Here is a 24,551-nt window from a genome sequence, read left to right on the forward strand (position 1 = left end):
AACCGCCCGCGGCAAAGGCCGGGGCGGCTAGAAATTAACCCTTTCCGGCTCCTTGTGGAAGCCGGATCAGAGGGGTCTGCCGATCAATAATAGGGCGAATAGCACTGCTGACGGGGGCCGTTATACGGCTGGAAGGTGTTGGAGCGGCTATCGTAGGAGCGGTAGCGGGCATTGCACCAGTCGTAGTGGCGCGGGTTGAGACCGGCTGCGCGGGGCGCTACCGGGGCCGGACGCGGCTGTGCAATCGCACCGCCGATGATGGCGCCGGCTGCGAAGGCTGCGAGCGGATACCAGTAGCCGTTGTGGTAGCGGTAGCCCGCGCGGCGATCACGATAGCCACGATGACCGTTGTAATAACGAGCGCGCTCGTAGCGATCGATGCGGCGGTCAATACGACGGTCCACGCGTCGGTCGAAGCGACGCTCGTAGCGGTCTCGATACTGCACGGTGGTGGCATCGGTCGTTGCCGCGATTGGCGCGACCGGGCGAATGACCTGGGCCTGGGCCGGGATCATGCCGGTAATCGCCATGATGGACGCGAGTGCTGCCACGGCGGTCGTCTTCAATGCAGTCTTCATGATGCTTCTCCCTGCATGTTTATCCGGTCGACCGAAGCGGGCGATGATGCCCGGTCCTCGACCTTGGGACAGAAATTAGCGAAGCCAGCCTGAACTCAGGATTAACATGGTGTTCATACTTCGCGTTCCGCGCGCAACGGTCCAGCGACCGTTCTCGCGCACAAGTGCCCGTCAACGGAGGGAAAGGCCAATTGTTCCCGAACGGCTCAGTAATAGGGCGACAGGCAGGTCCGGCGCGGCCCGTGATACGGCTGGAAGCTGTTGCTGCGCCAGTGATAGGAGCGGTAGCGTTCGGCGCACCAGCTGTAGTGCTTCGGGTTGATGCCCGCACTATACTGAACGACGTGGCGGCGCGGCACCGGCCGATCGACAATCACGCCGGCTCGCATGGAGCGCGGCGAGATCCAGAGACCATTGTGATAGATATAGCCCGGGCGGTGCAGCCGTTGGCGATGGCCATGGCCACGGTAGACGTGATGGCGCGAGTAGACGGTCACGCGCTCGTAGTGACGGTAGCTGGTATGGCGCTCATAGATGCGGACTTCGATGCCGCCGGCGCGGACTTCGGTGCCAGACGCCATAAACCCGGCCAAAGCCAGGCATGCAACGGCGAAAGCAGAGATAAGCTTCATGCGTGATCCCCCTTGACCCGGAGACACCCGTCGACCAGCCGGCCCTCATGGCCGAGGCCAAGTCCGATCACATGCAGCGATCGTGAGCCTCCATCAGCAGATGCTAACCCCTTGGGGAATGCGCTGCAAGTGGTTGAGGGGTAGCGAGATCCCGCAGAAAAACGGAAGGGCGAGCCCCATCCGGACCCGCCCTATCTTCAAGGTCAATTGGTGGCTTGGCCGACTGCTAGGCTTCGATCTCGATGTCGCCCTTCGGCCGCGAACAGCAGGCGAGGATGTAACCTTCATCGATCTCGTCATCGAGAATGCCGCCATTGTGGTCCATCTCGACTTCGCCCGAGAGTTTCATGACCTTGCAGGTGCCGCAAAGGCCGGATTCGCAGGCCGCCCCGATGCGGACACCGGCAGCACGGGCCGCCTGGAGGACCGTATGGCCGGGAGCGCAGAGGCCGTCCTTGCCGGACATGGCAAAGGTCACCTTGGTGGCCTGTTCGCCATCGCCATGGTCGGCGACGACCACCAGGGGCTCCGCCTTCACCGGCTGGAAGGCTTCCTCGTGATACTGTTTCATGTCGAAGCCTGCGCCTTCGAGCGCCTCGCGCACGGTCGCCATGAAGGGCGCTGGGCCGCAGCAAAAGACAGTGCGCTCCAGGAAGTCAGGCGCCAAAAGGGCGATCTTTGCCTTATCGATGCGACCCTTCAGGCCCGACCAGAGCTGGCCGCGGCCGAGCTGCTCGATGATGAAGCCGAGCTGGAAGTTCGGCATGTCGCGGGCCTTGGCCTCCAGCTCCCAGCGGAAGATGATGTCATCAGGCGAGCGCGCGCAGTTGAGGAAAGTGATGTCGCTGTCTGGCGCGCGGTCGCTGAGGTCGCGCGTCATCGACATCATCGGCGTCACGCCGGAGCCGGCGGAAACGAAAAGGTATTTCTTGCCGGGGTGCTTGGCATAGGAGAAGTCGCCGAGCGGACCGAAGGCCTTCAGCGCCATGCCGGGCTTCAGGTTGTCGAACATCCAGCGCGTGCCAATCGAGTCCTTCTGCGCCTTGACCGTCACGGCGACCGTATAGGGCCGCGAGGGGCTGGAGGAGAGCGTGTAGGTGCGCATCACCGGCTCAGGCCCGACGGGGATCTCGAGCGTGACGAACTGGCCCGGCATGTAGCGGAACCAAAGGTTCGGCTTGTTCGGCTTGAAGGTGAAGGTCATCACGTCGGCGGCTTCCGGCGTGACGGCGACGCATTCGAGCAGATGCTCCCGGTCGGACCAGGGGCGCATCTCATCGACATGGCGATACTGGGTGACGGCGATGTTCATGGTCAAGCCACCGCAGACAGGCGGGCCTTGTCGCCCTGCAGGCGGCCCGTCATGAAGTTGGAATACCACTCGACGAACTGCATGACGCCACCTTCGTGATCTACGGAATAGGGACCGGGCTCATAGGCCGGCGAGCGGATGCCAAACGCGTTTTCCTCGACGATGGAGCGGTCCTGGTCGTTGGTCATGTTCCAGACATGGGTCAGCTCTTCGAGGTCGTAATCGACGCCTTCGACCGCGTCCTTGTTGACCAGCCAGGTGGTGGTGACGGCCGTCTCTTCGGCCGAGAGCGGCAGGACACGGAAGGAGATCGCATGGTCGCCGAGGATGTGGTTCCAGGTCGTCGGATAGTGGAAGAGCAGCATGGTGCCGATATGGCTGATCGGAACATCGGCGGAGAGCGGCTTCTTGACGGCGCGCTTGCCGGACATGGTGTAGCTCTCGGCATCTTCTATCAGCGGCATGCGGGCCGTGCGGAACTGGCCCGACGGGTCCATATTGAAGGCGGACGGGAGGTCTGCGGCTTCGCAGCGCGCCCAGTGCTTGGAGATGAACGGGTCATCACCCGCACCCTGGACGCCGGTTGCGGTCGGGGCTTCCGGATAGGTGCGGCAGAGCTCCGGGTGATTGCCGGCGCAGTGGTAGCATTCGCGGTTGTTTTCCCAGACGAGCTTCCAGTTGCCCTTCTCGATGATCGTGTTCTTGTGGGCGACCTTGGCTTCCCACAGGCGGTGCGGGCGCAGATAGGGTTCGATCGAGGCGCGCATCGGCGCGAAATCAGGGGCTTCGTTGGCGAGACAGACGAAGATGTAACCACCGACGCTTTCGCAATGGACGGTCTTCAGGCCGAATTCGGCCTTGTCGAAAGTCTCACCCATCTGGCGCGCGAAGACGAGCGATCCGTCGAGGTCATAGGTCCAGTTGTGATAGGGGCAGACGAGCTTGGCAGCTGCGCCCTTGTCCTTGGTGCAGACGCGATGGCCGCGATGGCGACAGGTGTTGTGGAAGGCGCGGATGACCTGATCCTTGCCGCGGACGATGACAACCGGGTAGTCGCCGATCTGGGCGGTAAAATAGTTGCCGGCGCGCGGGATCTCGCAGTCATGGCCGATGAACAGCCAATCGCGATACCAGATCATCTCCATGTCGAGTTTGAAGTAGTCCTGGTCGATGTAAAATGGCTGTTCGAGCGAGAAACCCTCGCGGCGGTTCTTCAGCTGGCGCAGCACGTTGGCCTGCAGATCCATGTCGTCCTCGTGTTTCAAAAACTCGGGGGAGATGAGAGCGCAGCCTGCCGTCGCCCTGGGAAGGCGGTGTGCATGGCTATCTCTGGTCGCCCTCCGCAACCTCAAATGTCCGTCTGCCAAGGCTGGTTTCCGGGCTCAGGAGTGGTCCATTTGCGGACCGCGTCGGCGCCTTCCCAGGGTTACCCCCAGTGGCCTTCTGCCAAAACGCATTCTCCACCACCGTTGCGGGGGCAGCGCCGGATTTTGACCGGCTTCCCGATTTCCCACCCTCCCTAGCAGGGCAGCACCTCGAGCTTGCCTGCATCTAATCACAGGCGGCAGGCCTCCGCTGCATTGCAGAACGACACGGCCCAAATCGTTTGCGACATCCCACAGGCGACGATAAAGGGCGGCAAGCTCGGGAATTTCCCATTGTTTTCCGGGAGGTGCGGCGGCTGCGCTTCTCTGGCCGCTGAAATCATGGCGCAAACGGGCGATTTGAGGCAGTTGCACGGAACTGCACTGCGGCAAGCCTCGCGAAACCTCGCTGATGTAGAATACCATCAAATCATGATTAACCATGCTGCGTTAAGCTCAAGCAATCAGTCCGGGTACCGTCAGAGCGTCAAGATGCAGAAACTCAGATACTACGCGGCTCCCAAAGCGGAAACGCAAACGCCGCCCTCGTCAAAGGCAGTCCATACCGAGTTCCTGAGAACCGGTCGGATCTCGCGCAGCCGCGAGGACTGGCTGCCGGACGAGCGCCGGTATCTTTCCTATGAGGAAGTTGCGGCGCGGACCGGGCGGCGGCTGGAGCGGGCGGCCGAGACGACGCATGAGCGCATCAACGGCTTTCACCGTTCGATCAAGTTCCCCAAAGTCATCTTCCACCGCACACTGAACAACAGCCCACATCTGGGCTACTGTCACGTGACGGCGGCGCGCACGAATTTCGCGCAGTATGCCGATGTCAAATGGGCCTTCTACATCGCCAATTTCTTTGCCGAACTCGGTGGGGAAGAGGTGTTCTTCGAGCAGATCAAGCAGAATTACGGACGGATGTATTTCGCCGTGGCGATCAAGCCGGAGGCGGAGGCCAAGGCGATGACCATCGACCGTTCGTTCCGCAACAACGGACTTTTATTCCAGACAGTGGATCCGAAAGAGGCGCTGCGGAACGTACTGATGCTCGGCGCACGAGACGCCGAGCTCAGGAAGATCATCGCAAAACTTTGAAAGTGGACTTCGACGCTCAGGCGCCGAAACCGCCCACCGGCTTCTTCTTGTAGAGCAGCCAGTCCTTCGAGACATAATCGCTTGCACCGTAGATCGTCACGGTGTCGCCGCCGGCTGCCTTCGAGGTGGCGAGCGCCTTTTCGGCGAAGTTGGTGAAGTCGAAGGCGTTCGGGGCCTGCTCGGAGAAGCAGATGCCGAAGGACATGCCTAGCTGGCCCATGCGGGCACCGGTCGACGAGCCTACGAAATTGGTGGCCTTGAGCTTGGCGCGAACGAGATCGACCACGCGGCTGATCTCTTCCTGGTCCGAAGTGTAAAGCAGCAGTCCGAAGCGGCCGGCATCGAAGCGGCAGGCGAGATCGCCACCGCCGGAGACGGCTTCCAGCACCTTGGCGACCTGCATCAGGAAACGCTCGGCAACGGCCGGGCCCATCTGCTCCTGGATGCGCGCATAGTCGTCGATTTCGCCGATGGCGACACCGCAGAGTACCGGCATTTCCGGGTTCACATAGATCTTCGCGACCGCCTTGTTGAAGGCACGGCGGCTGGCAAGGCGGGTGACCGGATCAACGAATTTCGCGGCTTCGGCCTCTTCGGCCTCGCGCTGCAGGTCGGCAAGGGCTGCGGTCTTGTCGACCACGGCGCGCACGACATTGCTGTTCTGGTGAGCGCGCTTTTCGGTCGCGGCCTTCAGCATCTTGATCGACTGGCCGAGCGGCGTACCTTCGAGATCGGCTTCGGTCAGGATGGTCTTGGAAGCATGGCCGATGACGCGGCCGTAGTCGGTGAGCGAAATCTTCTCTTCGTTCAGCAGACTGATGAAATTGCTCATCTCGGCGCGAACCTGACCATTTTGGCGGCTCAGCAGCCCGTCTTCATGGTGGTGCGGCAGGTATTTGCGGCCGAGTTCGTCGAGGGCCTCCTGGGTCTTTATCTTGCCCAGCGCAATGAACTCGCGGACAAGTTCCGGATTGCTGCCGGAATAGGCCTCGTAAACCAGTTCGTAATTGCGCGGCAAACCGTCGATGCCCATCTGATGCATGGCGGTCGCGACACGAAGCGCAATGCTGGCGGCCGGATTCTTGACTTGCTGCATCTGTCCACTTCCCCGAATGAGGCTTTCCCGTCTCTTAGTCCAGACCATAGGCGAACAGTTCTTTCTTTCAGTTACGCCGGTAGTTAAAATTCGAACGATTTGGGCTCCCCTTTAAAAATTAGGGTAGAAACTACCCCTGGCTCGGCCGAAAAGAGGTTTGCCGCCTCCTTCCGCACGCGATAAGGACGGTCGAAGGCAGACTGGAAGGCTCTCGAAAATGGCGCGGATCATCCCGATCGCTACCGACAAGGACAAGGCGGAGGCCATTGCGGCGGCGACCGAGGTGCTGCTGCGCCACCTTCCCGTGGCGATCCCCACCGAGACCGTCTACGGGCTTGCAGCCGACGCAACCCATCCGGCGGCCATCACGTCGATCTACGAAACAAAGGGGCGGCCGCGCTTCAATCCGCTGATCTGCCACATGGCGGATCTCGAGATGGCGGAACGCTACGCCGACTTCGATCCGATCTCACGGCAACTGGCGAAGGCCTTCTGGCCGGGGCCGATGACGCTCGTTCTGCCGCTCAAGGACAATTGCGGCATTCATCCGCTGGCGACCGCGGGGCTCGATAGCGTGGGCATACGCGTGCCTGTCGGCTTTACCGCAGAACTCATTCGCAGTCTCGACCGGCCGCTTGCAGCACCGAGCGCCAATTCCTCCGGACGGATCAGCCCGACGACAGCGCGGCATGTGGAGGCCGATCTCGGCCAGAAGATCGAGGTCATCGTCGATGGCGGCCCCTGCCCCGTCGGCGTGGAATCGACGATCGTGAAAGTCGAGGGCGGCGAAATCCGGCTGCTCAGACCGGGCGGCATCGCCGTCGAGGCAATTGAGGCCGTAACGGGCAAGTCGGTCATGCGTCCAAAGACGTCTGGAACGGCAGCGATCGAGGCGCCGGGCATGCTCGCTTCGCACTATGCGCCCAATGCTGCCGTGCGACTGAATGCGACAGAGGTCTCCGGTCGGGAAGCCTTGATCGCCTTTGGTCCCTACGACATATCCGGCGCCTCGACCGCGCATGCCGTTTTCAACCTGAGCCCCACGGCGGACCTCGCTGAAGCGGCCAGCAATCTCTTCGATTATCTGAAGCGTGCCGATGCAAGCGGGGCTGCGGGCATTGCCGTAGCGCCCATCCCTGACGAGGGTCTGGGTGAGGCGATCAATGACCGGCTGATGCGGGCGGCTGCACCACGTGGCTCGGGGGGATGACAAAGATGAATGTGACCATGAGCCTTGCGGACCGTCTGCGCGCCTTCGTCGATATCGTCGGCGAGGCCAATGCGCTGACCACGGCTGCTGATATCAAACCCTATCTGACGGAGAACCGGGGGCTTTATCACGGCGCCTCGCCGCTGGTGCTGAAGCCCGGCTCGACCCAGGAGGTTTCAGCCATCCTCAAGCTCGCCTCTGAAACGGGCACATCGATCGTGCCGGTCAGCGGCCGCACCGGACTTGTCGGAGGGCAAGTGCCCCGCGAAGACGGACACGACGTGCTGCTCTCGCTGGAGCGAATGAACAAGATCCGGGAAGTCGATCCCGTCGCCGATGTGATCGTTGCCGATGGCGGGGCTGTTCTGGCCGATGTGCAGAAGGCGGCAGAGGCGCATGACCGACTGTTTCCGCTGTCGCTGGGTTCCGAAGGCTCGTGCCGGATCGGCGGCAATCTTGCGACCAATGCCGGCGGAACGGCGGTGCTTGCCTATGGTAATATGCGCCAGCTCTGCCTCGGGCTCGAAGTCGTGCTGCCGACGGGCGAGATCTGGGATGGTCTAAGGCGCCTGAAGAAGGACAATAGCGGTTACGACCTGCGCGATCTCTTCATCGGCGCGGAGGGCACGCTCGGCGTGATCACCGGCGCCGTTTTGAAGATGGTGCCGCGTCCGCGCGGGCGGCAGGTGGCCTATGCGGGCCTCGCTTCACCGGAGGCAGCCCTTGCCCTGTTCGAGAAGGCGTCGCAGCGCTGCGGCTCGGCACTGACAGGCTTCGAGCTGATGCCACGCATCGGCGTGGAATTCACCACCAAGCATATTGTCGGCGTGCGTGACCCGCTCGCCTCGATCCATCCCTGGTATGCGCTCATCGACATCTCGACTTCGGATTCGGCCGAGACCGCAGATACGATGATGCATGAGCTTTTAGCAGAAGCGCATGAGGCCGGTCTCGTGTCTGATGCAGCGATCGCCAGTTCGCTCGCCCAGCAGGATGCCTTCTGGCACCTGCGCGAGAGCATGTCCGAAGCGCAGAGACCGGAGGGCGGATCGATCAAGCATGATGTTTCGGTGCCCGTCTCCCGCATCCCGGCCTTCCTCAAAGAGGCGGATGTCGCCGTGCATGCCTTGATGCCGGATGCACGGATCTGCGCCTTCGGGCATCTCGGCGATGGCAATATCCATTATAACATCAGCCAGCCTGTGGGTGCCGACAAGGCAGAGTTCATTGGTCGCTGGCGCGAGGTCAATGCCGTGGTGCATGCGGTCGTTCACAAGCATACGGGCTCGATTTCGGCGGAGCATGGCGTCGGTCAGCTAAAGCGTGACGAACTGGCGGCCAGCCGGCCGGCGATCGAAACGGAGCTGATGCGGCGCATCAAGCAGGCCTTCGACCCGGCAGGCATCATGAACCCCGGCAAGGTGATCGGCTGATCCTATGAGCGGCGCCCCTCGCCTTTCGCTCCGGATCGATCTTTCCAATGGCGCAAGGCTCGGGCCGGGCAAGGCGCAGTTGCTTTTGCTGATTGAGGAGCACGGCTCGATCCGGGCGGCGGGGGCGGCAATGGGCATGTCCTATCGGCGGGCCTGGCTGCTGGCGGACGAGATCAACCGCATGTTCAAGGAGCCTTCGATCTTCACCCGCCACGGGGGCAGAAGCGGCGGCGGTGCCGGGCTGACGCCGTTCGGCGAGTTGCTGATCGGCGCCTGCAGGCGCATGGATGCGGAGAGCCGCAAAGCAATCCAGACTGATCTCGCCTGGCTTGAAAGCATGCAGGCGGCGGAATTTGTCGCCGGCGGCCGCAAGAGCGACGACGACGGCTGAAGCATCAGCCTCGCGCCTGACGAAACAGAGCGTCCGAGGCAATCGAGACCGTCTTGAACAGCAGATGCACGCGCATTCCAGGCGCGAGTGCGAGTTGGCGGCACGAGCGCCGTGTTACCTCTGCGATGAGAGTCTGGCCGTGGCAATCGACGGTCAGCGTTACGCTGCCGCCGTCGCGCTCGGCAAGCTGGACGATTTCACCCGATAGCCGGTTGAGCGCCGAAAGCCCCTCGCCTGCCTCGGTCGCGACGACGATATCGGAGACGGGAACGAAAACGCGGACACGGGTGCCAACCGGCAGCGGCGTTTGCCGCAGAAGGATCGGGCCGGCGGCCGACTGCGCTTCTGTCAGGCCGTCGTCCTCGTGAAGACCGGTGATCTCGGCTTCGATGAAATTACCTGCCGGAAGCTCCCCGGAGGCCTTAGCCACCATCGCGAGCGCCTCATCGGGGCGTCCGACGGCGATCGCTTTGCCGGCGTCGAAGGTGACGACGGCCGTCGCCAGCCGTGCCACCTCCTCGACGGAGTGGCTGACATAGAGGATCGGCACCCCGAATTCGTCGCGGATGCTCTCGATATAGGGCAGGATCTGCGCCTTTAGCGCGCCATCGAGCGCCGAGAGCGGCTCGTCCATCAGGAGCAGTTTCGGGCTTGCCATCAGCGCACGGCCAAGGGCCACGCGCTGCTTTTCGCCGCCGGAGAGATTTGCCGGGCGGCGGGCGAGCAGATCGGTGATGCCGAGGAGCGACGTGATGCGGGTGAGATCCTCGCGACGTTCGGCGCGCGGAAGCAGGCGTTCGCCGTAGCACAGGTTCTGCAGGACCGTCAGATGCGGAAAGAGGCGCCCTTCCTGGAAGACATAGCCGATGCGGCGGCGATGTGGCTGCACGAAGATCGAGGCGTCGCTCCAGGTCTCGCCGTTGAAGCTGATGCGCCCCTCCTGAGGTCGGATCAGGCCGGCAACAATATTGATCAACGTCGTCTTACCGGAGCCGGAAGCGCCGAACAGGGCTGTCAGCCCCTCGCCCACCGCAAGATCGGCTGCAAGCGTGAAATCACCCTGACGATGGCGGATCGACAGCTCCAGCATCAGGCGGCTCCCACACGAGCGGCGATGCGGCGTGACAGAAACTCGGAAGCGATGAGGGCACCGAGCGACAGGACGATCGAGATCACGGTGAGGCGCATGGCGGCGATGTCACCACCGGGCACCTGGGTATAGGTATAGATCGCCGATGCCAGCGTCTGGGTTTCGCCGGGAATGTTGGAGACGAACGTGATCGTCGCGCCGAATTCGCCCATCGATTTGGCGAAGGCAAGGATAACGCCGGCGGCGATGCCGGGCAGGATCAACGGCAGGGTCACCGTGAAGAAGACGTAAGGTGGCGGTGCGCCAAGGGTGGAAGCGGCAGCCTCCAGCCGGCGATCGACGGCATCCAGCGACAGGCGGATCGAACGCACCAGCAGCGGGAAACCCATGACGGCGGCAGCAAGGGCCGCTCCCGTCCACCTGAAGGAGAAGACGAGGCCAAAGGTCTCTTCCAGGAAGGCGCCGACGGCGCCTCTGCGGCCAAAGGTGATGAGAAGAAGGTAGCCAGTGACAACAGGCGGCAGGATCAGCGGCAGATGCACAAGGCCGTTGAGGAGCGACTTGCCCCAGAACTCCTTGCGCGACAAAAGCCAGGCCACGAGAAGCCCCAAAGGGAGCGAAAAGGTCACGGCAACGGCCGCGACCTTCAGGCTCAAGAGCATCGCGGTCCATTCTTCGGCCGTCAGGGTCAAATGTGGCATCCCGGATGCTTGGTCGTGGCCATGTCAGTTTGTCTTGGCCAGCACTGTGAAGCCGGCGGCGATGAAGATGGCATGGGCGTCCGCGCCCTGCAAGTAAGCGAGGAATTCGGCGGCGCGCGGGTTCTTGCTATCCGTCGTGAGAGCTGCCGGATAGACGATGGCGGGATGGCTGTCCTCGGGGAAGCGGTCGAGGATCTTCACGCCGGGATCAACCCTGGCATCCGTTTCGTAGACGATGCCGAAAGGCGCCTCGCCGCGGGAGACGAGCAGCAAGGCAGCACGGACGTTCTCGGCCTGGGCAACCTTGTCCTTGACGCTCTCCCAGACGCCGAGGCTTTCGAGCGCGGCCTTGCCATAGGCTCCGGCGGGGACGGCATCGACATTGGCCATGGCCAGACGTTCATCGCCAAGAAGGGATGCGAGCGGGAAGCCAGGGGCGATGGTCGCCGTCGTGGCCGCATCCGTCGGCGCGACAAGAACGATCCGGTTGCCGAGCAGGTTCACCCGGCTGTCCGCCTTTACCTGGCCCACCGTCTCAAGGTGGTCCATCCATTTGAGATCGGCAGAAATGAAGAGGTCGGCTGGCGCGCCCTGCTCGATCTGCCTGGCGAGCGCCGAGCTGCCGGCGAGGGAGAGCCGGACCTCCGTTCCGCCCGCTTGCTTCCACGCAGCGGCAATCTCTTCGAGGCTCTCCTTCAGACTTGCGGCGGCGAAGACCGTGACCGGGTGTTCGGCGCGCCCACCCGACGGAGCAAGGATCATGACGCCTACTGCCAGGAGCATGGCCAGCGCCAAAGCTTTCGTCTTCAACCGGTTGATCACAAAGCCCCCCGTAGCGATATATCCCAACGGATATATCGATAGCCAAAAGCAAACCCGCAGACAAGAGGCCTGCGGGTTGCGGGAATGAACGTTGATCAGGCCTTCAGCTGCGCCAGGCTGAACAGCAGATCTGCCGAGATGCTGCCACTGCCGCCGCTCAGAATGGAGACGGCGGAATTGCTGAAACTGGCGTTTTCCGTGTCGTACATGGCAGTGTAGCGCTGCAAGAACCGCTCCAGTTTGGTTGGATCCTGCAGGTCGGCCAGGTCGAGGTTGTCGTTGATGATGCGCGCCTGCTGGTCGACGTCCATGTTGGAGAACTCGTCCGAGAAACCGAACGTCGTCCGGAAGACCGCCATGAGCGCGTCGTCGGCGATGAGGCCATAGGCATCGGTGATGTTCGGCGCGGTGCGCTCGAAATAGAGCGCCAGGCGGACAGCCTCGTTGCTTGCGCCTTCGGTTTCTTCCAGTGTCTGCCGGAGATACTTGTTCACGGTTTCCAGGGTCTCGCCACGCTGCTGGACCGTACCGATCGTCTCGCGGGTCAGATTGCCATTGGCGTCAAAGTTGAAGGAAGCGACAAGTTCGGCCCAGCGGCTGTCCGGCTGCTGATTGACGAAGCTCTTGGGATCGGACAGGTCCGATGCGAAAACCTGCTTGAGGAAGTCATCGGTGACATCCTCTGGATCCAGGCCGTAGGCGCCGATGACCACGTCGATAACGTCGCGATCGGCGAGCAGCTCCTTGACGGTGTCGATCGACTGAATGCGCTCCTGGTAAACCTCGGCCTTTTTGGTCGCGGCTTCGCGTGCGGCGGTTCTCTCGTTGTCGTCGAGGAAGCGGACTTCGTTGATGACATATTGCTTCGCGATCATCGTCGCCGTCAGCGTATTGTGCGGCGAAAGCGGCACGGCGGCATTGCCCTCGCCGTCGAAGTTGAAGAGCTTCGACATCTCGATCAGACGCGTGTCCTTCGACTTGTTGGCAAAACTGTTTGGATCGGTGAAATCGCTGGTCAGGGCCTGCCTCAGTTCGCGCACCGAGAATTCATTGGCCTCGAAACCAAACGTACGCTGCAGGACAAGGCGCATCGTCGTGTCAGTCAGAATGTCATCGACGTTTTCGGCCTCGGAGATATTGGTCTTGAAGAGCTCGGTCAAAGCCTCTTTGCGCTCTTCATCCGCATCGTCGTAGAAGGTTGCAAAGCCCGAATTCGTCGATGCGAGCTGTGTGGAACCCTGCGCGGTCATGCCGCTTTCGACCGTTCCGTCGCTGGCGAAGTTGAACTTGCCGGCAATGGCCACCCACGCATCGCCGCCATTGGTGGCCGCGTAGCTGTTCGGGTCGGAGGTGTCGCTCGTTACGATCCGCTTGAAGGTCGAAGCCCCCATCGAGCCCAGCTCGAATGCAGTCTTGACGTAATTGAACAGGCGCGTATCGGCGGTCAGTTCATCGACCGACGTGATCGTCGCGATCTTCTGCTCATAATAGGCGCGCTCGCGCTGACGATAGTAATCGGTGACGTAGATCTGCTCTTCGTCGACATACAGCGAGACGGTGGCCTCCTTCTGGGCCGCCGTCTGGGCAGTCGCGCCAGAGAGCGAGCCATCGGCATTGAAGTCGAAGGCTTCGGCGAGCTTCAGGAATTTCGACGCGTTGGCAGCGCCATTGGCGACCAACTGATTGACATAGCTGTTCGGATCCGAGGTGTCGCTCGTGAGGACCTTGGTCAAATGATCCTTGGTATAGACGTTGCCGTCGATGCCATAGGCGTCGAGTGCGAAGGTCATCAGGCGGCTATTGTTGACCAAGCCGCTGACGCTGGTGATGTTGTCGATCACGGCCTCGTAGTAGAAGGCTTCCGCCTCCAGCGTGTCGCTCTGGGCGGCAAGCGAGGCTTCGTATCTTTCGAGCAAAATCGTCTGCTGGGAGTCCGTCTGCAAATCGGTCTTTTCCGCCGAGAACTGGAAAGAAGCGGCGAAATTGCGGTAGCGCTCGTCGGTCAGCTGGTTGGCGAAGCTCGCTTCGTCGGAAAGATCGCTTTCCAGCACCTTTTTCATGAAGGCCTTGGCATAGGTCATCTCTTCGAGACCATGGGCCTTCATCGCATAGGAATAGAGCTGGTAGTCGTCGAGGAATTCCTCGAGGTTCGTGACCTTGCCGATGTTCTCCTTGAAGTACTCGGTCTGGCGCGCGACAACCGGATCGGAAGCGGTGCGGTTGATGCTCCCCTTGATGTCACGGTTGACGAGATTGTAGCTCAGATAGGTCGAGACCATCGGAATTCCTTAGAGAACACAGCGCGCGCGAATCACAGTATGGCGCAAAATCCTTGCCTCAAGCTTTATGAATTCATGAAGAAGCCTCAGGTCGTTTCTGCGCTCCAAAGTCGATGATCAGACCAGTCAGGCGGTATTCGTTTCGTGTCGGTACAGATCGAAGAGGAGTTTCACCTTTTCGAAACCGTGACCGGTACGACAAAACTAACCATTTGACCGCGCAAGGTTTTCTTTACCGCATCTTTTAAGCTGTCTCCAACAGCGGCTGGCTATCTTGCACCCACAGAGGACGAAAAGTCCCGAACAGACGAGCACATGACGCGCTCTCGGGTAAAACAAGGGTAGCATGAAGATGACGAACACGGTTTTGAAGCCAGCATGGGCCGGCGCCACTCTGCGTCTGGATCCCTCGCGGTTCCCCCAGCAGGTGACTTACGCATTGCGGGGCGCTCTGGGCGACGTCACGATCACCATCGATGAGCGCGGCGCCGTTCTGCGCAAGATCCTCCCCGGCAGTGGCTTGCCGCTGTCCTTTGCTCTTCCGGCGCGGGCCTTCAAGGGCGTCGCTGCGCGTGCCATCGACCATGGCGACGGTGAAGTCACCGTGACGCTTGAACTGCATCACGACGATCCGGATCTCTGCATTCCGCTGCTCGTGGCTCATGATCTCTGCGATATCGCTGCCGACTGGCGCGGCTGGGCGGATGCGTTCCGCATTCCCATGCTGATGGTCGAGGCCGATGGCGTGGCTCGTCCGCTTGAAGAGCATCTCGGCGATATCCGCACCAAGGAAACGCAGCCGCGTCGCCGCCATTCCTACTTCGCGGAGCGTCGCCCGCGCTTCCTGGTGCGCCGTACAACCGGCAAGCTGGGTGTAACCATGAAGATTTCCGGAAAGGAAATCATCGCACGCAACTGATCGCGTCCCAAGACTGAACAGCCAGAGGCCCGGAAGGCAACTTCCGGGCCTCTGGCTTTTGAGGGACATCGGCTACCGGCGTCTCGAAATGGAACGAGATCAGCGCCTGGATTAGCGAGAACTGTACAAAGCTCAGGCGAAAGGAAGGGCGGCGACGAGGCCTAAGAAAATGATCAGGCCGACGCGGTTGTTCGACTTGAACAGCGCCAGGCACTGCGCTCCATCATCGATGTCGAGCACCTTGATCTGCCAGGCGAAGAGCGCAGCTGCAATCAAGAGACCTATGATTGCGGGGAAAGCCGCACCGGCAGCGATGAAAGCCGACAGGAGTAGCACCAGCGTCAACCCATAGAGCCCGCTCAGCCAGATCTTGGTCTCGCGATCGAAGAGACGCGCCGTCGAGCGGACGCCGACCAGCGCATCATCCTCGCGGTCCTGATGGGCGTAGATCGTGTCGTAGCCGATCGTCCAGGCGACCGCCCCGACATAGACGAGAATGGCAGCGAGCGAGAGATTGCCGTGCAGGCCGGCCCAACCCATCAGGCCGCCCCAGGAAAAAGCCAGCCCGAGGAAGAATTGCGGCCAGTCGGTGAAGCGCTTGGCGAAGGGATAGATCGCGACGACGGCGAGCGACAGGATGCCGAGCATGATCGAGAAGCTGTTGAAGCAGAGGAGCACGACGAGCCCGACCAGGGACTGCACGACCATGAAGATCTTGGCGTTGCGGCGCGAGATGCGCCCCGACGGCAGCGGACGCGACCGCGTGCGGGCGACCATGTTGTCGATCTCATGGTCGACGAGGTCGTTATAGGTGCAGCCTGCGCCGCGCATGGCGACAGAACCGACGAAGAACAGGAAGAGGTGGAAGACGAAAAGCAGAAGGTTCAGGCGCCCCTCGGCCGCAAGCGCATTGGCGGCAAGCGCCGAGGACCAGAAGCAGGGCCACATCAGGAGCTGCCAGCCGATCGGCCGATCCCAGCGGGCGAGCTGGGCATGCGGCCAGAGCCATCGCGGCAGAATGCGATATACGAAGTTGTCGGAGGGCGCGTCGATGACGCGATCGATGTTCGGCTCAGTGGTGCTCATGGCCCAACTGATAGAGCATGGGCGGGTTCAAGAAAACCGCCCGCTCCCATCGCCGCTGCAAAATCGGCTGCGGCCTTTTCGTCAGTTGAAGCTGACGCCGAACTTATAGCTGGCAGAGACGCCGAACATCAGCTGATTCTTGCTGCCGCGTTCCTGCACGAGGCTCGAATCGGCAGCCGGGCCGGCGAGCCGCTTGTATTCGGTAAAGGCGCTCATGGTGATCTTGTCGGTGGCGTTCCAGGTGATCGCCCCGCCCGCACCATAGGAGGTCACGCCACCGTCCGGATTGTACTGGCTGAGCCCCGACGCGGCAGATTCGGCCGCGTCCACGCCGTAGTAAGCGCTGGTGTAACCGCTGGTGGCGAAGGTCATGCGCGGACCGGCCGAGACCCTGAGATCGGGCGCGATATCGGTGAAGGCATCGACCGCGATATCGGCGACCAAGCCATCATGGGCGCGGATGCCCTGACGCACTTCGGCACGGGCCCGCATCCAGTCGGTGACATAGACATCGGCGAAACCGCCGAGTTCACCGCCCCACTTGACCTCGGAGAGGCCCCGCAGCGCATCGTCAGTACCGGCGTCGCGCGAGGGCACGAACTTGCCGACAACACCGGCACGCAGAACGTCCGTGTTGTAGATTGCGAAAGACGGATTGTCGTTGCGCGAGGAGAAGCGCGGCGCACCGCCACGGCCGACCGAAATGATCGGCTGGAAGAAGAGCTTGCGGTTCTTGGAGCCTTCGAAGGTCGGCGCGGAGATGCCGGCGCCGCCGAGGGTGACATACCAGTTTCCGGAGAAGAGACCATCGGCGAAGGCCGGCGAAGACGAGACCGCAACCGATGCGGAAAGCAGGGCGATAAGACGCAGCCTGTTCATGAAGACCCCCAAGAAAACGCAGTACACGAGACCGAAGATCGCGATCTCAACTTCGTTCAATATTTCAGGAATCCGTTACAGGATCTTTAACCACATCGGCGGCTCAGGACACTTCGGCTGCCAGGACCATCAGGTGCACTGATCGATCCATCAGCCAAGCTTCTGGATTCATGTGGAAATCCACCTCGCGAGGCGGTTTTGACCTGGATCGTTGCCAAATCGTGTCCTGAGGGCGTGTTTCACCTTGACCTTGGAGCCTGAGGCGACTTTGCTGCGAAGCAACGAGAACAGGAGACCCGCCATGGCCGTCGATACATCCGCCCGCACCCCTACCTTCACCTATGTCGACGGAGAATGGTTTGCCGGCAACCCGCCGCTGATCGGGCCGGTCTCGCATGCGATGTGGCTGGGCTCGACGGTGTTTGATGGCGCGCGCTGGTTCGACGGCATTGCCCCGGATCTCGACCTGCATTGCCAGCGCGTCAATCGCTCGGCCGCCAACATGGGCATGAAGGCGACCATGGAGGCCGAGGAGATCGAGCGCCTCGCCTGGGAAGGCATCGAGAAGTTCGACGGCAAGACCGCGATCTACATCAAGCCGATGTATTGGGCCGAACACGGCCAGATGGGCTCGGTGGTCGCAGCCGATCCGGAATCGACGCGCTTTGCGCTCTGCCTTTTTGAGGCGCCGATGCACACGGCAAAGCCCTCCTCGCTGACGGTTTCCCCCTTCCGGCGTCCGACGCCGGAATGCGCGATGACCGATGCCAAGACCGGCAGCCTTTACCCGAATTCCGGCCGCATGATCATCGACGCCCGCAAACGCGGCTTCGACAATGCGCTGGTGCGCGACATGAACGGCAATGTCGTGGAGACGGCCTCCTCCAACGTCTTCATGGTGAAGGATGGCGTGGTCTTCACCCCTGCGGCGAACCGCACCTTCCTTGCCGGCATCACCCGTGCGCGCATCATGGGCCTGCTGCGCCAGGCCGGCTTCGAGGTGCGCGAGGTGACGCTGTCTGTCGAGGACTTCATGAATGCCGACGAGATCTTCCAGACCGGCAATTATTCCAAGGTCGTGCCTGTGACGCGTCTCGATGACGCGCAGTTCCAGGAAGGCCCGGTGACGCGCAAGGCACTGGAACTCTACATGGACTGGGCGAAATCGACTGCCGGCACGGACGGCTGACCCCTCGCAACGCGCCTGCCCCGCGTCCCGGCCGCTTGATCGCGGCCCCTCGCCTCTCTATCTCTCGCTGAGCTGAATGTTTCCATTTTCGGAAGGATCTCCCTTGTCCGTCTTCAAGAACCTGCCCGCCGCACCCGCCGCCGCCAAGAAGCCCGTTTCCGATACCCGTCACGGCATCACGAGAACGGACGAATATGCCTGGCTGCGCGCCGACAACTGGCAGGCCATGTTCAAGGATACCTCGATCCTCGATCCGGAAATCCGCTCCACTCTCGAAGCCGAGAACGCCTATATGGAAGCGGCGATGGCGGACACCAAGGAGCTGCAGAAGACGCTGTTTGCCGAGATGAAGGGTCGTATCAAGGAAGACGATTCGTCGATCCCGATGAAGGACGGTCTGTTTGCCTATGGTTCGGCCTTTGTCACCGGCGGCGAGCAGCCGCGCTATTTCCGCATTCCACGTGACGGCAGCCCGAAGGACGAGTCGATCCGCGACCTGCTGCTCGATGGCGACAAGGAAGCTGTCGGCAAGGACTATTTCCGTCTGTCCGGCATCGATCACACGACAGACCACGCCTTCGGCATCTGGGGTTATGACGACAAGGGCTCGGAATACTACACGCTGCGCATCCGCGATCTCTCCACCAAGCAGGATCTGGACGATGTGCTCGAAAATACCGCCGGCGGCGGTGTCTGGGCGCCTGATGGCAAGAGCTTCTTCTATACGCTGCAGGATGAGAACCACCGTCCGTCCAAGGTCTTCCACCATATCGTGGGTCAACCGCAGTCGTCTGACCGGCTGGTGTATGAGGAAAAGGACCCCGGTTTCTTCATGGGCGTCGGCGGCTCGTTGCTCGACGACTTCATCTTCATCGACATCCACGACCACGAAACATCCGAATACCGCCTGCTGTCCACCTTGGATTTGACGGCTGAGCCCGTGCTGGTCGCCGAGCGCGAAGAGGGCGTGGAATATTCGATGACGGAAGGCGGCGATGTCTTCTACATCCTGACCAATGCCGACGGCGCCAAGGACTTCAAGATCGTCGAGGCGCCGGTGTCTGCACCGGGCAAGGCAAACTGGAAAGACCTCGTGCCGCATGAGCCGGGCCGGCTGATCCTCAACCACATGGCGTTCGTGCGCCATCTCGTCTGGCTGGAGCGTCGCGAGGGTCTGCCTGTCATCATGATCCGCGACCGCAAGTCGGGCGAGGAGCACTCGATTGCCTTTGCGGAAGAAGCCTATTCGCTGGGACTTCAGGGCGCTGCGGAATACGAAACCGATATCATCCGCTTCTCCTATTCGTCGATGACGACGCCAAGCCAGCTGTTCGACTACAACATGGCGACGCGCGAGCGCACACTTCTGAAGACCCAGGAAGTACCATCAGGCCATAACCCGGCGGATTATGTCACCCGCCGCGTCTTTGCCGAAGCGCATGACGGCGAGACGGTGCCGGTTACCCTGCTCTACCGGAAGGACACGAAGCTCGACGGCTCCGCCCCCTGCCTGCTCTATGGCTATGGCGCCTATGGCATCACCATTCCCGCCGGCTTCAACACCAATTGCCTGTCGCTTGCCGATCGCGGCTTCGTCTATGCAATCGCCCATATCCGCGGCGGCAAGGACAAGGGATTTTCCTGGTACGAAGACGGCAAAATGGAAAAGAAGGTCAATACCTTCAAGGACTTCATCTCGGCTGCCGACCACCTGGTGAGGCAAGGCTTCACCGCATACGACCGGATCATCGCCGAAGGCGGATCGGCCGGCGGCATGCTGATGGGAGCGGTCGCCAACATGGCACCGGAAAAATTCGCCGGCATCATCGCCGCCGTACCCTTCGTCGACGTGCTCAACACCATGCTCGACGACACGCTGCCGCTCACCCCGCCGGAATGGCCGGAATGGGGCAATCCGATCGAGTCGGAAGAAGAGTATCGCTGGATCGCGGCCTATAGCCCTTACGACAACGTCGATAAGAAGCCCTACCCGCCGATCATCGCTCTTTCAGGCCTCACCGACCCGCGCGTCACCTATTGGGAGCCCACCAAGTGGATCGCGCGGCTGCGGGATACGGCGCCGGATGCCGGCCCCTTCCTGCTGAAGACCAACATGGCCGCAGGCCATGGCGGCAAGTCGGGACGTTTCCAGCGATTGGAAGAGATCGCGTTTGAATATGCCTATGCGATCAAGGTGGCGGGGAAGGTCTAAAGCGGCAGCGCGGTCGCAGACTCCAAGCAATAACGGGTGCGTTTTCGGCATTGTTTCGGCAATGCCTGAAACAGCCGCGCCTTAAAATTTCGATTCGCCGCCCGTACTTTCAGTCGCGACATTGCGCAAGGGGCAATTCTCATGGCGACATCGCCGGCGCAAGCTTCGCGCAAAGTTGAAAGGTTAACAAAAGGTTAATTCTTCAACTGAGGTGTCCGCCATGAGGATCGAAAGCGGCCTGAGCGGCTACTCCTACCAAAGCCGATACGTGCCGAACACGGCAGGCGCGGAGGATGCTGCCCCCGAAACGTCCAACACCAGCGCACCCCGCGGAAGCGGTGCGAGCACGTTTTCCAGTACGCTCCTGTCGAACCAGCTGGCTTCGGCCTTGTGGACCGTCGAAGGCTCGCGCAAGGCGATCGTCGACATCGGCAATGGCCCGAACCGGGATCGCCAGCCTGCCGATTCCCGGGTGCAGATGGTGGAAGCCGCCTACCGGGAATACGAGATACCCCCTTCGCCCTATCAGGAATTCTGATGAGACGATGCGGTCAAGAAGGCCGGCCGGCATGATGCCAGGCCGGCTTTCTTGCGTCTGGACATCCGTCAGGGGTGACGATGCACGTGCTCTGCGCCGTGCTCATGCTGAGCGTGATCATGATCATGCCCCGACCCGCAGGATGCCTTCCCCGTCCCGCAGCAGGACGATGACAGGGTTATTGCTTCGCCCGCCCTCCACTCGCGGTAACTCTGGTTGAGGATCTGGACGGAGGAACTGAGGAACAGGCCTGCCATGATGCCGGCGACAATCAGGTCGGGCCAGGCAGTCGCGGTGCCCCAGACGCCGAGGGCCGCGATCATGACGATGACATTGCCGATCGCATCGTTGCGCGAGCAGAGCCAGACAGAACGCACATTGGCGTCCCCGTCCTTGTAGGACATCAGGAGAAGCACGCTCGCGACATTGGCGCCAAGCGCCAGGAAGCCGATGAGGCCCATGACCGGCGCCTCTGGCACGCCGCCTTCAAAGGCCCGCCAGACTGTGGAGCCGAAGACCCAGAGGCCCATCAGGAAGAGGCTCACACCCTTGGCGGCGGCAGCCATGCTGCGGGTTTTCAGCGAGGCGCCGATCACGGCGAGCGAAATGCCGTAGGTTACGGCATCGGCGAAGAAATCCAGCGCATCGGCCTGCAATGCCTGGGAACGTGCCAGCTGTCCGGCCGTCATTTCCACGGCGAACATGGCGGCATTGATGGCAATCACCAGCCAGAGCCGGCGCTTGTAGGTGTCGGACATGCCGTCGAAAGGGGCATGGTCATGGCCGCAAGCAGCACTCATCTTTGATATCCTTCAGGTCTTGATGTGGTCATGCATCGACCTTAGGATCTATAGTGACTAGAGGTTCAAGGGGTTATTTCATGTTTTCGATCGGGGATCTGTCCCGGCGCGCGGGGGTCAAGGTGCCGACCATCCGTTACTACGAGCAGATGGGGCTGATCTCGGCCCCGGATCGCACGGAAGGCAATCAGCGGCGCTACGAGAAGGCCGATCTTGAGCGACTGACCTTCATCCGCCATGCGCGGGATCTCGGATTTCCGATCGAGGCGATTCGGGAGTTGCTGACGCTCAGCGGCCATCCGGAAGAGCCCTGCGAGCGGGCAGACCACATCGCCCGGGAACAGCTCGATGATGTCAGGGAAAAGATTGCGCGGCTGAAGAAGCTGGAGGCGGAGCTCGCCCGCATCGTCTCGCATGGGGAATGCCATACGATCGGCGACTGTTATGTGATCCGGGCACTGTCCGATCACGGGCTGTGCGAGCACGAGCATTGAGGACCGATGCTCACGGCCCAGCGCCGGGGCAGAGGTGGAGCGGTGATGGTCAAGGGCCCTCGGTTGGATTGGCCCGCTGGTCGAGCAGTGCCGCATCAATATTGCGACCTGCATAGAAGAAGCCGAGCACCAAGACGTCACCTTCCCGGGCGACGAAGGCAATGCTCAGGCGTCGGCGGAAGCCGATGATCCGAAGCCCGTCTACCGCGCCGCTTCGCAAACTTCCACGCTCAGGGTAGGCGCAGAGATCGGCGAGGAAGGATTTTACGGCACTGACATAGCTCCACGCCCTGTCCGAGCCTGAGCGTTCCGCGATGTAATCGTATAGGTCATTGAGCTCTCCGGCCGCATCCGGATGGATAATCAGCGGCCGGGTCATGTTACCGGTCACTCACGCGACTGCGGTGGCGCGCCTCAAGTCGCGCAAATACCTCGTCGCCAGAGATCAGCCGGTCGGGATTTTGTTTGGCATCGGCGAAACGAGCAGGAATTTCGACGTCGAGCCAGCGATCTCTTGCACCATCAAGCTCATCAAGTAGTTCCAAGCCGGCGCGGACAACCGCCGAGGCATCGGAAAACCGACCGCTCGCCAGCTGACGTTCGATCCTCTCCCGATCATTGTCGTCGAGTTTAAGACTAATGGTCATCTGTCGACCTCCATGGAGACAAGCATACCATATCGCCAGCTTCAAAACAGCTGACAGTTCCCCCGTTGACAATCGATTTAAACTGGCGCATCACACCCGCCATGATCGATATCCGCGCAACCATCTCCTGCACGTATTTTTGGGCCTACCGGTAACCGGCGGCCTGACAAGATCACATTGTCAACAGGCCGCCGTCAGGCGGCCTTGTTGTTTTCCGGACGACTTTCCCCTGACGGCACGAAATGAGACCAAGGGAAAGCAACATGACCGAAGATACAAACCTTACACTCCCCCGCCCGCCGATCGTGGCCATCCGCCATGCCAAGCCGCGCGACCTGCCGGAACTCAACGCGATGATCCTGGCGCTCGCGCAGCATCACGGCGATGCTTCGGCGATGACGCCTGATGTTCTGGAGCGCGACCTGTTCGGGCCCATGCCCTGGATCCAGGCGCTGGTTGCCGACAGCGGCGAAGAGGGCCTGATCGGCTACGCCATCCTCGTGCCGCTCTACAAGGCGCAGGAAGGCAAGCGCGGCATGGAGCTGCATCATCTCTTCGTGCGCGACGGACAGCGGGGCAACGGCATCGGCCAGCATCTCGTCGACCGGGCCCGCCAGATCGCCCGCGCTTCCGGCTGTGACTTCCTTTCGGTATCGGCTGCCACCGGCAATTTTGCCGCCCACCGCTTCTACGAAAACATGGACTTCATTCCGCGCCCGGTCACCGGCATGCGCTACCTGCAGGCCTTGAGCTGAGCCTCACCCGACAGAGACGCAAGGAGGAACCTCATGCCCCGCATCGTGATTGCCCTGCAGAACGACTATGCCGACTGGGAACCCGCGCTCCTGATGGCGGCAACGCGTTACTGGCTCGACTGCGAAGTGGTGACGGCAAGCCCGGATGGCAAACCCGTCATCTCCATGGGCGGGCTGAAGGTCACACCCGACGTCGGCTTTGACGCGATCAATGCCGAGCAGTTCGATGCGCTGATCATTCCCGGCGGCTATGCCTGGGAAAAGGGTGTGGCGTTCGACTTCACAGCGCTCGCCACGGCGTTTCGTGACAAAGGCAAGGTTCTCGGCGGGATCTGTGCGGCCGCGAGCGCGCTGGCGGCGACAGGCGTGCTCGACGACGTCGCGCATACCGGAAATGCGCTCGCGTCGCACAAGAAGTATCCCGGTTATCGCGGGGAGGCTCGGTATGTGGACCAACCACAGGCGGCGCGCGACGGAAAGATCGTGACCGCAGCCGGCTCGGCACCGGATACCTTTACGATCGAAGTGCTGAAGGCGCTTGATCTCTTCGGGCCCGAAGCCGAGGAAGAGCTGACGATGTTTGCCGCCGAGCATCGCCGTTGAGAACTGATGTCGTCCGCATCAGTGCCTGACGGGCGGATTCTCCGACCATTTCTGCAGCGTTGTCTTGATCAGGATGAGAGCCGCCTGCTGGGCGTGATCGCGCTCGCGCGGGTCAACGATGGCCGAGAGGCGCTTCTCAAAAGCACCAACAGTCTCATGCACCCAGCGGTGCAGAGCGGGGTCCGGATAGTTGTCGAGCAGGGACCGGAGCGCATTCTCCATCCGCCGGCGTTCGATGCTCATATCCCCTCCGCAGTCATTTCGACGACAGAAAGATGACAGACAAGGCTTGCGCGATGCTGAACAGAGCCGTGAAAGCTTGTACCAAGTGTCGATGATAAGAACCCATAGGATGGCTTATTGCGGGTTGCTGGCTAGGCGCGGCGCGCCGGGCGATGCTCCCGCATCGGCCAAGCGGCGCAA

The 24,551-nt window shown here is 61.6% G+C and carries 26 protein-coding genes and 1 riboswitch; of the genes, 11 read left to right on the forward strand and 15 right to left on the reverse strand.

What is annotated here, in order from left to right; genetic code table 11:
- Window positions 1-83: 83 nt before the first annotated feature.
- From BSY240_RS08475 to BSY240_RS08490, 4 genes are all read right to left on the reverse strand, one after another.
- Entirely contained in the window at window positions 84-578 is a 495-nt protein-coding gene (locus BSY240_RS08475) for a BA14K family protein (RefSeq protein ID WP_069041997.1), read from the reverse strand.
- A 206-nt stretch (window positions 579-784) separates the two neighbouring features.
- A complete protein-coding gene (locus BSY240_RS08480) occupies window positions 785-1,210 on the reverse strand; it encodes a BA14K family protein (RefSeq protein WP_069041998.1) in 426 nt (141 codons plus the stop codon).
- A 226-nt stretch (window positions 1,211-1,436) separates the two neighbouring features.
- Entirely contained in the window at window positions 1,437-2,522 is a 1,086-nt protein-coding gene (locus tag BSY240_RS08485; protein WP_069041999.1) for a hybrid-cluster NAD(P)-dependent oxidoreductase, read from the reverse strand.
- Between the two features lie 2 nt (window positions 2,523-2,524).
- Window positions 2,525-3,769 carry an aromatic ring-hydroxylating oxygenase subunit alpha gene (locus BSY240_RS08490; RefSeq protein ID WP_069042000.1) on the reverse strand — a complete coding sequence of 415 codons (1,245 nt, stop codon included), beginning with the start codon at window positions 3,767-3,769 and terminating at the stop codon, window positions 2,525-2,527.
- Between the two features lie 103 nt (window positions 3,770-3,872).
- Window positions 3,873-4,075: riboswitch (cobalamin riboswitch) on the reverse strand.
- A gap of 303 nt (window positions 4,076-4,378) precedes the next feature.
- On the opposite strand from BSY240_RS08490, the gene BSY240_RS08495 reads away from it, so the two are divergent.
- Window positions 4,379-4,984 (forward strand): DUF6656 family protein, encoded by a 606-nt coding sequence (locus tag BSY240_RS08495; RefSeq protein ID WP_054148887.1) that lies wholly within the window; start codon window positions 4,379-4,381, stop codon window positions 4,982-4,984.
- A 16-nt stretch (window positions 4,985-5,000) separates the two neighbouring features.
- On the opposite strand, the gene BSY240_RS08500 is transcribed toward BSY240_RS08495, so the two are convergent.
- On the reverse strand, window positions 5,001-6,080 hold the full coding sequence (locus BSY240_RS08500) for a GGDEF domain-containing protein (protein WP_054148886.1): 1,080 nt from the start codon (window positions 6,078-6,080) through the stop codon (window positions 5,001-5,003).
- A 217-nt stretch (window positions 6,081-6,297) separates the two neighbouring features.
- On the opposite strand from BSY240_RS08500, the gene BSY240_RS08505 reads away from it, so the two are divergent.
- Genes BSY240_RS08505 through BSY240_RS08515 form a run of 3 tightly spaced genes read left to right on the forward strand, consistent with a single transcriptional unit; the run spans window position 6,298 to window position 9,114 of the window.
- Window positions 6,298-7,290 (forward strand): L-threonylcarbamoyladenylate synthase, encoded by a 993-nt coding sequence (locus BSY240_RS08505; RefSeq protein ID WP_069042001.1) that lies wholly within the window; start codon window positions 6,298-6,300, stop codon window positions 7,288-7,290.
- 5 nt (window positions 7,291-7,295) lie between these two features.
- Window positions 7,296-8,723: an FAD-binding oxidoreductase gene (locus BSY240_RS08510; protein ID WP_069042002.1), complete on the forward strand. Its 1,428-nt coding sequence runs from the start codon at window positions 7,296-7,298 to the stop codon at window positions 8,721-8,723.
- Window positions 8,724-8,727: 4 nt separating this feature from the next.
- Window positions 8,728-9,114, forward strand: coding sequence for a winged helix-turn-helix domain-containing protein (locus BSY240_RS08515; RefSeq protein ID WP_069042003.1), 387 nt, complete (start codon window positions 8,728-8,730; stop codon window positions 9,112-9,114).
- Window positions 9,115-9,118: 4 nt separating this feature from the next.
- Here BSY240_RS08515 and modC read toward each other — a convergent pair whose 3' ends face one another.
- From modC to BSY240_RS08535, 4 genes are all read right to left on the reverse strand, one after another.
- Complete coding sequence (gene modC, locus BSY240_RS08520) at window positions 9,119-10,204, reverse strand: molybdenum ABC transporter ATP-binding protein (RefSeq protein ID WP_069042004.1); 1,086 nt, start codon at window positions 10,202-10,204, stop codon at window positions 9,119-9,121.
- Window positions 10,204-10,905 (reverse strand): molybdate ABC transporter permease subunit, encoded by a 702-nt coding sequence (modB, locus tag BSY240_RS08525; RefSeq protein ID WP_069042005.1) that lies wholly within the window; start codon window positions 10,903-10,905, stop codon window positions 10,204-10,206. Before modB ends, modC begins: the two co-directional genes overlap by 1 nt.
- Window positions 10,906-10,929: 24 nt before the next feature.
- Window positions 10,930-11,688, reverse strand: a complete 759-nt coding sequence (modA, locus tag BSY240_RS08530) for a molybdate ABC transporter substrate-binding protein (protein WP_069043905.1) — start codon at window positions 11,686-11,688, stop codon at window positions 10,930-10,932.
- Window positions 11,689-11,822: 134 nt separating this feature from the next.
- Window positions 11,823-14,006 carry a DUF1217 domain-containing protein gene (locus tag BSY240_RS08535; protein ID WP_069042006.1) on the reverse strand — a complete coding sequence of 728 codons (2,184 nt, stop codon included), beginning with the start codon at window positions 14,004-14,006 and terminating at the stop codon, window positions 11,823-11,825.
- 352 nt (window positions 14,007-14,358) lie between these two features.
- Here BSY240_RS08535 and BSY240_RS08540 point away from each other — a divergent pair, with 352 nt between their 5' ends.
- Window positions 14,359-14,925 (forward strand): DUF6101 family protein, encoded by a 567-nt coding sequence (locus BSY240_RS08540; RefSeq protein ID WP_069043906.1) that lies wholly within the window; start codon window positions 14,359-14,361, stop codon window positions 14,923-14,925.
- A gap of 132 nt (window positions 14,926-15,057) precedes the next feature.
- Here the strand turns inward: BSY240_RS08540 and ubiA are convergent, their stop codons facing one another.
- Together ubiA and BSY240_RS08550 are read right to left on the reverse strand one after the other, a co-directional pair.
- The gene (ubiA, locus tag BSY240_RS08545; protein ID WP_069042007.1) at window positions 15,058-16,011 is read right to left on the reverse strand and encodes a 4-hydroxybenzoate octaprenyltransferase; all 954 of its coding nucleotides are present in this window, start codon (window positions 16,009-16,011) and stop codon (window positions 15,058-15,060) included.
- 81 nt (window positions 16,012-16,092) lie between these two features.
- Window positions 16,093-16,890, reverse strand: coding sequence for a MipA/OmpV family protein (locus BSY240_RS08550; protein WP_054148982.1), 798 nt, complete (start codon window positions 16,888-16,890; stop codon window positions 16,093-16,095).
- A 301-nt stretch (window positions 16,891-17,191) separates the two neighbouring features.
- Between BSY240_RS08550 and BSY240_RS08555 the strand changes: the two genes are divergently transcribed.
- From BSY240_RS08555 to BSY240_RS08565, 3 genes are all read left to right on the forward strand, one after another.
- Entirely contained in the window at window positions 17,192-18,079 is an 888-nt protein-coding gene (locus BSY240_RS08555) for a branched-chain amino acid aminotransferase (RefSeq protein WP_069042008.1), read from the forward strand.
- Window positions 18,080-18,182: 103 nt separating this feature from the next.
- Complete coding sequence (locus BSY240_RS08560; RefSeq protein ID WP_069042009.1) at window positions 18,183-20,291, forward strand: S9 family peptidase; 2,109 nt, start codon at window positions 18,183-18,185, stop codon at window positions 20,289-20,291.
- A 220-nt stretch (window positions 20,292-20,511) separates the two neighbouring features.
- Window positions 20,512-20,829, forward strand: coding sequence for a hypothetical protein (locus tag BSY240_RS08565; protein ID WP_054148876.1), 318 nt, complete (start codon window positions 20,512-20,514; stop codon window positions 20,827-20,829).
- Between the two features lie 68 nt (window positions 20,830-20,897).
- Here BSY240_RS08565 and BSY240_RS08570 read toward each other — a convergent pair whose 3' ends face one another.
- Entirely contained in the window at window positions 20,898-21,629 is a 732-nt protein-coding gene (locus BSY240_RS08570; RefSeq protein ID WP_069042010.1) for a cation transporter, read from the reverse strand.
- Window positions 21,630-21,709: 80 nt separating this feature from the next.
- Here BSY240_RS08570 and BSY240_RS08575 point away from each other — a divergent pair, with 80 nt between their 5' ends.
- Complete coding sequence (locus tag BSY240_RS08575; RefSeq protein WP_069042011.1) at window positions 21,710-22,123, forward strand: MerR family transcriptional regulator; 414 nt, start codon at window positions 21,710-21,712, stop codon at window positions 22,121-22,123.
- Window positions 22,124-22,172: 49 nt separating this feature from the next.
- Here the strand turns inward: BSY240_RS08575 and BSY240_RS08580 are convergent, their stop codons facing one another.
- Window positions 22,173-22,502 carry a type II toxin-antitoxin system RelE/ParE family toxin gene (locus BSY240_RS08580; RefSeq protein WP_054148873.1) on the reverse strand — a complete coding sequence of 110 codons (330 nt, stop codon included), beginning with the start codon at window positions 22,500-22,502 and terminating at the stop codon, window positions 22,173-22,175.
- 1 nt (window position 22,503) lies between these two features.
- On the reverse strand, window positions 22,504-22,770 hold the full coding sequence (locus BSY240_RS08585) for a ribbon-helix-helix domain-containing protein (RefSeq protein ID WP_069042012.1): 267 nt from the start codon (window positions 22,768-22,770) through the stop codon (window positions 22,504-22,506).
- Between the two features lie 263 nt (window positions 22,771-23,033).
- Between BSY240_RS08585 and BSY240_RS08590 the strand changes: the two genes are divergently transcribed.
- Window positions 23,034-23,525 carry a GNAT family N-acetyltransferase gene (locus tag BSY240_RS08590; protein WP_069042013.1) on the forward strand — a complete coding sequence of 164 codons (492 nt, stop codon included), beginning with the start codon at window positions 23,034-23,036 and terminating at the stop codon, window positions 23,523-23,525.
- Window positions 23,526-23,558: 33 nt separating this feature from the next.
- On the forward strand, window positions 23,559-24,128 hold the full coding sequence (locus BSY240_RS08595) for a DJ-1/PfpI family protein (RefSeq protein ID WP_069042014.1): 570 nt from the start codon (window positions 23,559-23,561) through the stop codon (window positions 24,126-24,128).
- An 18-nt stretch (window positions 24,129-24,146) separates the two neighbouring features.
- On the opposite strand, the gene BSY240_RS08600 is transcribed toward BSY240_RS08595, so the two are convergent.
- Window positions 24,147-24,371: a hypothetical protein gene (locus BSY240_RS08600; protein WP_054148869.1), complete on the reverse strand. Its 225-nt coding sequence runs from the start codon at window positions 24,369-24,371 to the stop codon at window positions 24,147-24,149.
- Window positions 24,372-24,551: the final 180 nt, after the last annotated feature.

It is taken from the genome of Agrobacterium sp. RAC06 (genome assembly GCF_001713475.1).
Taxonomy (GTDB): Bacteria; Pseudomonadota; Alphaproteobacteria; order Rhizobiales; family Rhizobiaceae; genus Allorhizobium.

Coding starts and splice junctions, on each gene's coding strand:
- BSY240_RS08475 (WP_069041997.1), bottom strand. CDS start 578: ATGAAGACTGCATTGAAGACGACCGCCGTGGCAGCACTCGCGTCCATC.
- BSY240_RS08480 (WP_069041998.1), bottom strand. CDS start 1,210: ATGAAGCTTATCTCTGCTTTCGCCGTTGCATGCCTGGCTTTGGCCGGG.
- BSY240_RS08485 (WP_069041999.1), bottom strand. CDS start 2,522: ATGAACATCGCCGTCACCCAGTATCGCCATGTCGATGAGATGCGCCCC.
- BSY240_RS08490 (WP_069042000.1), bottom strand. CDS start 3,769: ATGGATCTGCAGGCCAACGTGCTGCGCCAGCTGAAGAACCGCCGCGAG.
- BSY240_RS08495 (WP_054148887.1), top strand. CDS start 4,379: ATGCAGAAACTCAGATACTACGCGGCTCCCAAAGCGGAAACGCAAACG.
- BSY240_RS08500 (WP_054148886.1), bottom strand. CDS start 6,080: ATGCAGCAAGTCAAGAATCCGGCCGCCAGCATTGCGCTTCGTGTCGCG.
- BSY240_RS08505 (WP_069042001.1), top strand. CDS start 6,298: ATGGCGCGGATCATCCCGATCGCTACCGACAAGGACAAGGCGGAGGCC.
- BSY240_RS08510 (WP_069042002.1), top strand. CDS start 7,296: ATGAATGTGACCATGAGCCTTGCGGACCGTCTGCGCGCCTTCGTCGAT.
- BSY240_RS08515 (WP_069042003.1), top strand. CDS start 8,728: ATGAGCGGCGCCCCTCGCCTTTCGCTCCGGATCGATCTTTCCAATGGC.
- modC (WP_069042004.1), bottom strand. CDS start 10,204: ATGCTGGAGCTGTCGATCCGCCATCGTCAGGGTGATTTCACGCTTGCA.
- modB (WP_069042005.1), bottom strand. CDS start 10,905: ATGCCACATTTGACCCTGACGGCCGAAGAATGGACCGCGATGCTCTTG.
- modA (WP_069043905.1), bottom strand. CDS start 11,688: ATGCTCCTGGCAGTAGGCGTCATGATCCTTGCTCCGTCGGGTGGGCGC.
- BSY240_RS08535 (WP_069042006.1), bottom strand. CDS start 14,006: ATGGTCTCGACCTATCTGAGCTACAATCTCGTCAACCGTGACATCAAG.
- BSY240_RS08540 (WP_069043906.1), top strand. CDS start 14,359: ATGACGAACACGGTTTTGAAGCCAGCATGGGCCGGCGCCACTCTGCGT.
- ubiA (WP_069042007.1), bottom strand. CDS start 16,011: ATGAGCACCACTGAGCCGAACATCGATCGCGTCATCGACGCGCCCTCC.
- BSY240_RS08550 (WP_054148982.1), bottom strand. CDS start 16,890: ATGAACAGGCTGCGTCTTATCGCCCTGCTTTCCGCATCGGTTGCGGTC.
- BSY240_RS08555 (WP_069042008.1), top strand. CDS start 17,192: ATGGCCGTCGATACATCCGCCCGCACCCCTACCTTCACCTATGTCGAC.
- BSY240_RS08565 (WP_054148876.1), top strand. CDS start 20,512: ATGAGGATCGAAAGCGGCCTGAGCGGCTACTCCTACCAAAGCCGATAC.
- BSY240_RS08570 (WP_069042010.1), bottom strand. CDS start 21,629: ATGAGTGCTGCTTGCGGCCATGACCATGCCCCTTTCGACGGCATGTCC.
- BSY240_RS08575 (WP_069042011.1), top strand. CDS start 21,710: ATGTTTTCGATCGGGGATCTGTCCCGGCGCGCGGGGGTCAAGGTGCCG.
- BSY240_RS08580 (WP_054148873.1), bottom strand. CDS start 22,502: ATGACCCGGCCGCTGATTATCCATCCGGATGCGGCCGGAGAGCTCAAT.
- BSY240_RS08585 (WP_069042012.1), bottom strand. CDS start 22,770: ATGACCATTAGTCTTAAACTCGACGACAATGATCGGGAGAGGATCGAA.
- BSY240_RS08590 (WP_069042013.1), top strand. CDS start 23,034: ATGACCGAAGATACAAACCTTACACTCCCCCGCCCGCCGATCGTGGCC.
- BSY240_RS08595 (WP_069042014.1), top strand. CDS start 23,559: ATGCCCCGCATCGTGATTGCCCTGCAGAACGACTATGCCGACTGGGAA.
- BSY240_RS08600 (WP_054148869.1), bottom strand. CDS start 24,371: ATGAGCATCGAACGCCGGCGGATGGAGAATGCGCTCCGGTCCCTGCTC.